The sequence below is a fragment of the Methanomassiliicoccales archaeon genome (assembly GCA_038740345.1).
Lineage (GTDB): Archaea > Thermoplasmatota > Thermoplasmata > Methanomassiliicoccales > UBA472 > JAJRAN01.
On the sequence record JAVYMA010000009.1, the window covers coordinates 62,510 to 73,128 of the forward strand.

Genomic DNA, 10,619 nt, shown 5'->3' on the forward strand with positions numbered 1-10,619 from the left:
CTATGCTATGAATCTCTTCCTCCACAGGAATTTGAAATTCTTCCATCCGTCCTTCCAAGAGGAGAGTTTTACCTCTCCCACTCTTTTTCTATACACGATAGGCACCTCTCGCGCCCTAAGATTGCGAAAAGCCTCTATCTTAATCTCTTCTGAGAAAGGCATCCCATCGTTGGTAAGATTCAACTTCTTTAGGCACTCCTTGCGGAATACCCACATACCGCTTTGCGAGTCTTTGAACCTGACGTGGAAAAGGAGGCGAGCAGTGAATGTTAGCAATTTATTGCCAAAGCGATGCATTCCAGACATCGCCCCTTCTTCCATATTTGCGAAGCGATCCGTAGTTATGAAATCCAAGCCCTCTGAGAATAGCATCGCTACTAATCTGGGTATCTCTTCTGCAGGGTAGGTGCAGTCAGCGTCCAAGGTAGCAATAACCTCCCCTTGTGCCGCCTGGAAACCTGTTTTGTAGGCTCTTCCGTACCCCCTTCGCTGCTCCTCGATAACCTTCGCACCCTTGGACGCGGCGATCTCTTTAGTCCTGTCCTGTGAGATATCCACGATCAGCACCTCATAAGCATAGCTCGAAGTGCTCATCGCAGCGTTTATGGCGTCCATCACCGCTCCGATGGACTCCTCTTCGTTCATGGTCGGAATCACTATGCTTACCTTCAATGGAGCACGTCCTCCATGCTTAACCAGAGACGCGGTTAAAATGTTTGCTTCTCCTGCACTCCCATGAGGCGCTTGGAATAGGGAGGCCTGGCGTCGAAAAGCTTGTAGCCCACGTATCCCATGAGCGCCACGGCCAGCCTGGTGAGTGACCAAAAAGTCATTCTCTGCTTGAACATGCGCATTGGATCATATTTATCCCATAGCCTCCCATGCTTCAAGGTGAGCTGCTTCCTACCCACTCCATTCCAGAAAGCCTGTTTATAGAAACGATAGATGGTGGCTTTGGTACGATGGTAAACGATGGCGTTAGGATTATACACTATCTTGTAACCCGCATCCGCAGCTCTATAGTTCAAATCTATGTCCTCAGCGGTGACAAACCAAGTGTCGAATCCCTTCACCTTCTCTATCACATCCCGTCGGAAGGCCTCGTTGGCGCTAGGATATGAGCAATCCACGCCTTTGTAATAGAGCTCGACCCTGTCCAACTCCTCCCATGCTTTCAGGCCGATGTTTATGCACTTGCCAGCTACAATAGGCGCTCCCTCTTGAATCGTCTTGCGCAGCTCCTTTACCCAAAAGGGATTGGCTATGCAGTCACCACCCGTGAAGGCGATGATGTCCCCTGTGGCCTTGGAAATCCCGAAATTGGTGCTATGGCCACGCGAACCAGGCTCCACATATACTTTTATGAAAGGGTATCTCTGAGCATAACTTTGAGCGATCTCCAGCGTCCGATCCTTAGATTTTGCGTCCACTACTATGATCTCTAACGGCTGCTCCTGGACCACTAAGGAATCGAGCAAATCGGATATATTCTTCTCCTCATTCATCACATTCAGGACTACGCTGACCAACATCCTGACGCCTAATTCCCTAATTGAATTAATAAGTGTCGAGTGATGAGTGCTTATATGCTTAAAAACTCAATCTCCTCAGGCGAGAAACTATCCTCTTGGAGGCTCCAGGCGTTCCAAAGGGGTTTCCTTTAAACTTCTTCACCTTAAAGTCCTTGCTCAAGGCCTTAATTATTTTCTCAGGATCAGAGCCAACAAGGATGTTCATACCCCCCCTCAGCGTCTCGGGCCATTCCGTGGTGTCACGCATGGTAACGCATCTCACTCCGAGAAGGTAGCTCTCCTTTTGAATTCCCCCTGAGTCGGTGAGAATTACTCTTGCGTTCGACATTAGTCGTATCATATCCACATATCCCAAAGGATCGATAAGGCTCAGATTACCTGGGAGATTGTGGATAAGTCCCTCGGTTTGCAAAGCCTTGCGCGTTCTAGGATGTACAGGAAAGATCACCCTCTCTTCAATTCGAGACAGGGCTGAAATTATCCTCCTGAGATTTTGTGGGTTATCCGTGTTCTGGGATCGATGCATGGTCATGGCGATGTATTTCCCCTTCTCTAAATTCAATGATTCTATCATGGGTGAGGGAGCTGCGGCAGCCTTTTTCGCCATGGCCAATGAGTCTACCATCACATCTCCAACCCTATAGACTCCTTTACGTATTCCCTCCTTTGAGAGATTCTCCACCGCCCTTTCCGTGGGGGCGAAGAGCACAGATGATACGTGGTCTGTGAGCACTCTATTGATTTCTTCAGGCATCTTGCGGTCGTAGGAGCGCAACCCTGCTTCGACATGACAAACTGGAATGTTTAATTTGGCTGCTGCTAACGCTCCTGCCAAGGTCGAATTTGTATCGCCGTAGACTATGACCAGCTTGGGTTTGACCTCGATTAAAGTCTTCTCGATGGCCTCCAGGGCTCTTCCAGTCTGCTCCCCATGGCTGCCGGAACCCACATTGAGGTTGTAATCTGGCTCCGGTATCTGCAATTCATCGAAGAACACCTTGGACATCTCATAATCATAATGCTGACCGGTATGAATTAGAATCTCATGGTCTTTCTTTCTGATCTCTTTGGAGAGAGGGGCGCATTTTACAAATTGAGGTCTGGCGCCAACCACGGTAGCGATTCTCACGCGCCGCTCATCAGATTCCTTCTATTTCTGGGTTATCCTTCAAAGGATTCATCCAGAAAATATTTCGCGCACTTTCTAAGGACAAACCTTTAATCATGGCGGGACTATGGACGAGACGCATGAATGAAGCTCCACAGAACTCAAAATTCAAATTACTGGCAAAATTCTATTCCATCAATGACTGCGAGATAGGAGAAGGCACCATTGTCAGGGATTTTGTGAATTTATATGGATGTAAGATAGGTCGTGATTGCAAGATTGCGGCTTTTACCGAGATACAAAGAGGGGTTATTATTGGCGATAGGTGCAAGATAGAGGCCTTCGCCTTCATACCTTCTGGCGTTACTATAGAGGACGAGGTCTTCATCGGTCCGCATGCGACCTTCACCAATGACCTGCATCCGCGCGCCGTGGGAGATTGGAGCATCACGCCCACACTGGTCAAAAAAGGAGCCTCGATCGGGGCTAATGCCACTATAGTGTGCGGCATCACCATAGGGGAAGGTGCCATGGTTGGAGCAGGTTCAGTTGTGACCAAAAACGTCCCGCCCAGAACCTTGGTGGTGGGTAATCCTGCTAGGGTCATCAAGAATCTAAGGTGAGAAGTGCGATGAAAATACCGCTGTCGAGACCAGAAATGACGCCAGAGATGATCGAAGCCGCCGCTTCAGCATTGAGGAACGAGCGCTTAGTCATGGGAGAGAGCGTTAAGAAATTCGAGGAAGAGTTCGCCCGTTACATCGGCACGGACTATGCCATTTCCTGTTCTTCAGGGACGAACGCGCTGCAGATGGCGCTCATAGCGGCGAAGGTCTGCGGCAAAGAGGTGCTTACTACCCCGTTCACTTTCATAGCTAGCGCCAACGCAGTGATTCAAGCAGGCGCTATTCCGCGATTCTCAGATGTAAATGAGTTAGATTATAATTTGGACGTCATAAAATTGGTCAAGACGATTGGAAAAGATACAGCTGGAATCCTGCCAGTGCATCTCTATGGGCATCCAACGGACATGGATCCTGTGGTGGATATATGCAAAAAAAGAAAACTCCTGCTGGTGGAGGACGCTTGCCAGGCTCATGGAGCTGTTTATAAAGGAAAAAAAGTAGGATCGATCGGCGATATGGGCTGCTTCTCCTTCTATCCCACTAAGAATATGACGGTAGGAGGAGATGGAGGAATGATAACCACCAATGATGAGAAGTTAGCCAAGGAGTTGGCCAAGCTTAGGGACTGTGGGAGGGTCTCGCGCTACGTCCATGACGTCGTCGGCTACACTTCCAGGCTCAATTCATGCAATGCAGCCATCGGACTGATACAGCTAAGGAACTTGGACTCATATAACGAGAAAAGGCGAGAGTTGGCTAATCTTTATGCCAAGGAGCTGAAGGGACTCGAGAGTATACGTCTTCCTCCTTTAGGCGGGAGTGAAATCAGGCCAGTGTTCCATCTTTTTGTGATTAGATGCCAAAGGCGCGATGATTTAGCAAAATACTTGGAGATGAGAGGGATCGAGGTAGGCGTCCATTATCCACTGCCTGTCCATCTGCAGCCGATATATCAGCAGATGTATGGGTATCGAGGGGGGGAGTTCCCCGTGAGCGAAAGGCTGGCTAAAGAATTGATGTCTCTTCCCATGTTCCCCTCACTCACATCATCAGAAGTGAAGGAGATTTGCGACGTGATAAAAGAATTTTATTGGGGGTTATAGATGCCGAAGTTCCAGGTAGGGGTTCTGGGAGTAGGGTATTGGGGGCGCAAGATTGTGGAGGAATGGAGCGCCATTCCTAACGTTCAGGTGAAAGCGGTGTCTGACCTTTCTGATAGGAATTTAGAGATGGCTAGGGAAAGATTCGGCGTGGAAGGTTTGTATCATGACTATCGTGAGGTGCTCAGCATACCCGATATCAAAGCTGTGAATGTGTGCCTACCCAACGCTCTGCACTTCCAAGCCTGCAAAGATGCTTTGATGGCGGGGAAGCATGTACTGGTAGAGAAGCCAATGACACTTACGACCGAGGAAGGTAAGCAACTAGTCGAATTGGCGGAGGAGATGAATCTTACCCTCTCTGTTGGCCATATATATCGTTTCAATAATGCTTTAGCTGAAATTCGAAGATTAATAAAGGAAAGGTTTTTCGGCAAGATCTTCATGATCGAGATGGAGTGGACAAATCTCGAGCAGCCTTTTGCCGATAGGGATGTGATTGTGGACCTCGCTCCTCATTACTTCGATATAATAAATTATCTGCTTGACGAATGGCCGATAAAGATTACTTGTGTGGCAAAGCCTTTCAGGCGCAAGGAAATGGAAGAAGCGGCCTATATAATATCGGAGATGAAATCAGGAGTGCTTTCCCACGCCACCTTGAGCTGGCTATCTCCCAAGAAAGTTAGGCAGATTAATGTAATTGGAGAAAGTCGTTCAGCTTACATCGATGCAGTGGCCCAAGAGATATTAGTCTATGAATCTGGCTACACTTACAAATTAGGAGTGGAGCGTAATAATACAATACGAACCGAACTAATGCATTTTTTGCAAAGCATCGGAGATCCAATGACAGAAACTCGCAACTCTGGCTTAATCGGATTGAAGACGGTAGAGCTAATTGAAATTAGTAAAAAATCGTTAGTAAAGAATTGCACAATCAACCTTCTCAATGAATAAGGAGCGAGTCAATCTTGAAAGGTAAAGTTCTGATGTTATTGTCTAATGAATTCAGACCCGATGTAAGAGTGGAGAAAGAAGCATCTGCATTATCTCATGAAGGATTACAAGTTGTTGTTTTTGCTTGGGATAGAGAATGTAAATTTCCTGAAGAAGAGAAATCAGACTTTAGAGTAAGAAGAATAAGGGTAGGCAAAGTATCCCGAAAAATTTCTTATTTTTTAAATCTTGGAAGGTTCTATTTAACTGTGATCAAACTCGCTAAGAAAGAAAAACCTGACGTTGTGCATGCTCACGACCTCGACACCTTGATTCCAGGTGTGATTATTTCTAAATTAAATGAAGCAAAGCTAGTGTATGATGCGCATGAACATTATGCATATATGGTAAGCGAAGACGTTCCTAATTTTGTCGTAAAGATTCTAGACGAATTGGAAAGGATTCTTGTTCGTAAAGTTTCTTTGATAATCGCAGCAAATGAACGTATAGCAGATTATCTTAAAAAATGGTTCCCTGGTGAAATTGTAGTTGTTATGAATTGTATCGATATACCTTTAGAAAAACATCAGATTATCAAAAAAAATGAAAAGGAAATCACTATTTTCTATGGAGGCAGTCTTGAACCTAATAGATATATTGAGGAAATGATTTCTTTTGTAGAATCTAATGAAGGTCTAAGATTTGTTTTAGCGGGTAGGGGAAGATTAGAAAAAAAAGTCGTAGAAGCTGCGAAGAGGTGTTCACGCATCGAATTCGTTGGATATAAGAATAAGACGGAAATCTATGACCTGATCTCATCCGCTGATGTTGTTATGGTAATGATGGACCCTTCAAATCTGAATAATCAAATCGGTACTCCGAATCGACTTTTTGAAGCAATGGCGCTTGGCACACCTGTTTTAACATCCAAAGGCACATTGGCTGGAGAAATCGTGGAAAGAGTTGGGTGCGGTTTATCCTTAAATTGGAATAAAGAGGAATTACTAATGGCTTTCGAAACACTCATGAATACAAATAAAAGAAAACAAATGATATCTAATGCAAAGAGAATTGTTGAAAATGAATACAATTGGTCGTTCATGAGGGGTCGTCTGGTTAATGCGTTTGAATCATTATTTTTATGAGATTGAATATTTAAAATGCGCTATGAATAATTGTATTATTAAGGAGGAAAATTTAATATGATTGTAATAGTAGATTATCAAACTGGTAATGTTGGTTCAATTCATAATATTTTAAATAAACTAGGCTATAATTCTATAATAAGTTCAGATCCGATTGTTATTAATAAAGCTAAAAAAATTATTTTACCTGGTGTTGGAGCTTTCAAAACAGGTATGGACAATCTTGAAAAAACAGGTTTGATAAATTGTCTTAATAAAAAAATAATTGGTGAAAAGATACCAGTTTTAGGAATTTGCTTGGGGATGCAACTTATGACTAATTATAGTGAGGAGGGTGAGAGCCCTGGCCTTGGATGGATAAATGCTAAGACCGTTCGATTCCGAAAAGAGGAAATGAATGGAAAACGCATTCCAAACATGGGATGGAATTCGATTAGAATTCAAAGATCACACCCTATTTTTAACAATCTCTACGGGGAATGTAATTTTTACTTTGCCCACTCATATCATGTTGTTTGCGAGAATTCTATGGATGTTCTAGCAACGACAGATTATGGGATTACTTTTACTTCAGCATTTCAGCATGATAATATAATCGGTGTGCAATTTCATCCAGAAAAAAGTCTTCGTTGGGGTATAGAGTTGCTTAATAATTTTGCAGGTTTGTGATTATATGATAAAAACCAGAGTTATCCCTTGTCTTCTTTTAAAAGGAAAAGGTTGTGTTAAAACAGAAAAGTTTTCCAATCCGCGTTATCTTGGAGATCCAATAAATATCGTAAGGATTTTCAATGAAAAAGAAGCTCATGAGATTGCGATTCTTGATATAACGGCGACATCTGAGTCCAAAGGTCCCAATTTTGATTATTTAAAAAATATTGCTAGTGAGGCATTTATGCCTATGAGTTATGGAGGCGGTATTCGAAACATCGAGGATTGTCGAAAAATCTTGAAAATTGGTTTTGAAAAGGTAATTTTAAATTATGCTGCAGTGGCTAATCCACAACTTGTAAAAGAAGCCAGTGATGAATTTGGAAGTCAAAGTGTAATTGTTTCAATCGATGCAAAAAAATCTATTTCAGGGAGATATGAAGTTATGATTATTAATGGAAAGATTGGTATAAAAAAAGATCCATCAACACATGCTAGGAATATGGAATCTCTTGGTGCAGGCGAATTAATAGTTACATCTATAGATAAAGAAGGCACAATGTCAGGATATGATATCGAACTTATTAGAAAAGTAACAGAAGTTGTAGATATTCCAGTATTGGCAAATGGAGGGGCCGGAAATCTGAAACATTTTGAATTGGCTGTAAAAGAAGGAGGGGCGTCAGGAGTAATTGCAAGCAGTTTTTTTGTTTTCCACGGAAAAAATAGAGGAATTCTAATAAATTTCCCGGAAGAAAATGAATTGAAAAAATATTTAGTTTAATTATCTTTGATTTATTATTTTCAATTTCCTATTAGCCTGTTGGAGTAACTTGTATGCCCCATTTTTACGTAATTTAATAAAAAATCTATCATAACAAGGGTAGTCTAAATGAGTCTTTGGAGGAGAAGACATAATTCGTTCAAATTCTTCTTCAGACAATTCTAATTTTTTAATAACATATTGTCGATCTTCAAGTTGCTGTTGTAGTGGATAAGGAGGTTTTTGTAACTCTATTAATGCATTTTCTCTACTCATTTCACCAGAACAAATAAGACTAGAGAAATGAGATCTTCTTTTATCATAACCAAATTTTTTTGGCAATATATATCCTTGGTAGAATCTAGTGTAAATCGACTCATAATGTTTACCTCCATAATATTTCCATCCGATTTCATTATTTAAAATAGAAATAGCTCTCGTTTTATTATAGTCTATATAATTTAAAATTGGAAATCTTTGAAATTTATATTTATAAACCCAATCCATAAACAGATTATAGTGAGGAAATTTTTCAAGGGAATGAGTTCCAAAAAGTCGATTTAAAGATTTTATATACATCAAATCTTCAGTACCATATGACCATGAGCGAGGAACGTGCGTTTCTGTCATATAGTTCGACCCTACAATAATATATTTTATTCTCTCTTTCTCTGCAGTTTTTCGTAAAACGGCTACAATAGCGTGATCAGTCGGAATTTCTGAGTCAGGGGTCGAAGCTTTCAAAAAAGCAACCTGTAAATCACGAAAAGTTTCCCAGTCAAGTACTTCTGTATATAAATCTATATTTAATTTATTTAATAATAATTCTATATTTTTCACTGATAGTTCTGAGTTCCAACCATTATCTACATGTACTGCGAGTGGCCTAAGCCCTAGTTTATGAGTCAAATAAGCTGCATAACTACTATCCACTCCTCCACTTATACCTATTATACAATCATATGGTTTTTTTCTACCATCACTCTTTATACGTTTTACCCAGTAATCAAGGGCCCTCTTTCCAACGTCTCCCTTTAAGACATAGCGTTCAATTAAATAATCTCGTCGATGGCAATGGTTACATACCCCATTTTCATCGAATGTTATTTCTGGGTCTGATGTATCCATTACGCATTTTGTGCAAATCTGATAAGGCCTTTCCACCTTCGAATGAAATGATAAATAAATATAATAATCTTTCATGATTCACTAAAGCACGATTTTTTAAAGATCTCGAACATACGCCCTCCAAATTTAAGAAATTATTAACACTCTTCATGGTGAGTTAAAAATGGCGAAAAAGAAGATTCTAATAATTTCTTTTTCTAAATTAGATGGTGATCCTAGAGTTTACAGGCAAATAATTAACCTATCTAGAAAGTATGAAGTCACAGCCGCTGGTTTAACGAATCCAAATATTGAAGGTGTTAAATTTATCCAGATTTCTATAAAACCTAAAGGTTTCATTCAAAGTTCAAAAAGAGCAATATGTTTGAAAACAGGCAAATATGAGGAATATTATCGCCAAACATTTGACTTTCAAGACTTTTTAAATTATACGCGTGAAAGGGCATATGATTTAATTATTGCTAACGACTCAGATTCATTGCAGTTAGCTTTCATGATTTCAGATGGATCAAACATTCTTCATGATGCTCATGAATATTCTCCTGGACAACAAGAGGAAGACATAGTTTGGCGTTTTTTTATGTATAAATATAGAGATTATTTATGTAGAAAATATCTAAAAAAATGTAAAAAAGTAACAACTGTCTCAGAAGGTATTTCAAATTTATATTTCATGAGATATGGAGTTAAATCAGAAGTTATTACTAACGCGACAGAATATATCGATATAGAGCCTTCAGCGGTTATTCCTGGAAAAATTCGAATGATTCATCATGGCAGCGCTCATAAGGCTCGGAAAATAGAAAAAATGATTGAGTTAATGCGCTTTCTAGATGAAAGGTTCTCATTGGATTTAATGCTCATACCAACCGATAAGAAATATTATTTTAATTTGATAAAAATGATAAAATCAGTTGATAACATACGCTTTATAAATCCAGTTCCAATGAAAAGTATTGTCAAAACAATAAATGCTTACGACGTAGGAATTTATTTTTTTGAACCGGTAAATTTAAATTATAAATATGGTCTTCCAAATAAAATTTTTGAATTTATTCAAGCTAGATTGGCCGTTGCAATAGGACCATCTTTAGAAATGGTAAAAATTGTAAAAAAATATGATTGCGGGTTGGTAGCTTCAGATTTTCAGCCAAAATCCATGGCAAAAATATTACAGTCATTAACAGACGAAAAATTAATTAAATTTAAAATAAATAGTGCGAATGCAGCCAAATTTTTTAATGCTGAAGCTAATATAGTTAAAATGGAGAAAATTATAGAATGCATCATTAATTAATTTAATTAATTAAAAGTATTTAAATTATAATTTTTTTTCTAAAATATTTGATAATATACAAGAAAATTGTTTGTAATTTATTGCGGAATCAAAATTCTTTTTCCAATTTTTATATGCATTAGCTCGCATAATTGAATTTTTATTATTATCTTCAATAATTTTTATAATTGCTTCTGCTATTTCGGTTGCGCTAGGATTTGAATTCATAAGTACTCCGTTTTCATTATTTACTATCTCACTTATTCCTCCAACATTTGGGGCTATAGCTGGGATGCCAAATGAATGTGCCTCCATTATTGAAACTGGTATTCCCTCTGATAAGCTGGTATT

The 10,619-nt window shown here is 40.0% G+C and carries 12 protein-coding genes; 7 read left to right on the plus strand and 5 right to left on the minus strand.

Features of this window, described 5'->3' with window-relative positions; all coding sequences use genetic code 11:
* Genes QW520_04660 through wecB form a run of 3 tightly spaced genes read right to left on the minus strand, consistent with a single transcriptional unit; the run spans window position 1 to window position 2,661 of the window.
* Complete coding sequence (locus QW520_04660) at window positions 1-672, minus strand: glycosyltransferase family 2 protein (protein MEM0449093.1); 672 nt, start codon at window positions 670-672, stop codon at window positions 1-3.
* Between the two features lie 35 nt (window positions 673-707).
* Entirely contained in the window at window positions 708-1,532 is an 825-nt protein-coding gene (locus QW520_04665) for a glycosyltransferase (GenBank protein ID MEM0449094.1), read from the minus strand.
* A gap of 58 nt (window positions 1,533-1,590) precedes the next feature.
* On the minus strand, window positions 1,591-2,661 hold the full coding sequence (gene wecB / locus QW520_04670) for a UDP-N-acetylglucosamine 2-epimerase (non-hydrolyzing) (protein ID MEM0449095.1): 1,071 nt from the start codon (window positions 2,659-2,661) through the stop codon (window positions 1,591-1,593).
* A gap of 119 nt (window positions 2,662-2,780) precedes the next feature.
* Between wecB and QW520_04675 the strand changes: the two genes are divergently transcribed.
* The 6 genes from QW520_04675 to QW520_04700 are packed head-to-tail and all read left to right on the plus strand — an operon-like array spanning window position 2,781 to window position 7,885.
* The gene (locus QW520_04675) at window positions 2,781-3,263 is read left to right on the plus strand and encodes an acyltransferase (GenBank protein MEM0449096.1); all 483 of its coding nucleotides are present in this window, start codon (window positions 2,781-2,783) and stop codon (window positions 3,261-3,263) included.
* 8 nt (window positions 3,264-3,271) lie between these two features.
* Window positions 3,272-4,369 carry a DegT/DnrJ/EryC1/StrS family aminotransferase gene (locus QW520_04680; GenBank protein MEM0449097.1) on the plus strand — a complete coding sequence of 366 codons (1,098 nt, stop codon included), beginning with the start codon at window positions 3,272-3,274 and terminating at the stop codon, window positions 4,367-4,369.
* Window positions 4,370-5,326 carry a Gfo/Idh/MocA family oxidoreductase gene (locus QW520_04685; GenBank protein MEM0449098.1) on the plus strand — a complete coding sequence of 319 codons (957 nt, stop codon included), beginning with the start codon at window positions 4,370-4,372 and terminating at the stop codon, window positions 5,324-5,326.
* A 14-nt stretch (window positions 5,327-5,340) separates the two neighbouring features.
* Window positions 5,341-6,450, plus strand: a complete 1,110-nt coding sequence (locus QW520_04690) for a glycosyltransferase (protein MEM0449099.1) — start codon at window positions 5,341-5,343, stop codon at window positions 6,448-6,450.
* Window positions 6,451-6,507: 57 nt separating this feature from the next.
* Window positions 6,508-7,119 carry an imidazole glycerol phosphate synthase subunit HisH gene (hisH, locus tag QW520_04695; GenBank protein MEM0449100.1) on the plus strand — a complete coding sequence of 204 codons (612 nt, stop codon included), beginning with the start codon at window positions 6,508-6,510 and terminating at the stop codon, window positions 7,117-7,119.
* Between the two features lie 4 nt (window positions 7,120-7,123).
* A complete protein-coding gene (locus QW520_04700; protein MEM0449101.1) occupies window positions 7,124-7,885 on the plus strand; it encodes an AglZ/HisF2 family acetamidino modification protein in 762 nt (253 codons plus the stop codon).
* Here QW520_04700 and QW520_04705 read toward each other — a convergent pair whose 3' ends face one another.
* Window positions 7,886-9,028, minus strand: a complete 1,143-nt coding sequence (locus QW520_04705; protein ID MEM0449102.1) for an N-acetyl sugar amidotransferase — start codon at window positions 9,026-9,028, stop codon at window positions 7,886-7,888.
* A gap of 127 nt (window positions 9,029-9,155) precedes the next feature.
* On the opposite strand from QW520_04705, the gene QW520_04710 reads away from it, so the two are divergent.
* Window positions 9,156-10,289, plus strand: a complete 1,134-nt coding sequence (locus tag QW520_04710) for a hypothetical protein (GenBank protein ID MEM0449103.1) — start codon at window positions 9,156-9,158, stop codon at window positions 10,287-10,289.
* 24 nt (window positions 10,290-10,313) lie between these two features.
* On the opposite strand, the gene QW520_04715 is transcribed toward QW520_04710, so the two are convergent.
* Window positions 10,314-10,619, minus strand: a 306-nt coding sequence (locus QW520_04715) for a glycosyltransferase (protein ID MEM0449104.1), incomplete at its 5' end; no start/stop codon positions are given.

Coding starts and splice junctions, on each gene's coding strand:
- QW520_04685 (MEM0449098.1), top strand. CDS start 4,370: ATGCCGAAGTTCCAGGTAGGGGTTCTGGGAGTAGGGTATTGGGGGCGC.
- hisH (MEM0449100.1), top strand. CDS start 6,508: ATGATTGTAATAGTAGATTATCAAACTGGTAATGTTGGTTCAATTCAT.
- QW520_04710 (MEM0449103.1), top strand. CDS start 9,156: ATGGCGAAAAAGAAGATTCTAATAATTTCTTTTTCTAAATTAGATGGT.
- QW520_04680 (MEM0449097.1), top strand. CDS start 3,272: ATGAAAATACCGCTGTCGAGACCAGAAATGACGCCAGAGATGATCGAA.
- QW520_04700 (MEM0449101.1), top strand. CDS start 7,124: ATGATAAAAACCAGAGTTATCCCTTGTCTTCTTTTAAAAGGAAAAGGT.
- QW520_04665 (MEM0449094.1), bottom strand. CDS start 1,532: ATGTTGGTCAGCGTAGTCCTGAATGTGATGAATGAGGAGAAGAATATA.
- QW520_04675 (MEM0449096.1), top strand. CDS start 2,781: ATGAATGAAGCTCCACAGAACTCAAAATTCAAATTACTGGCAAAATTC.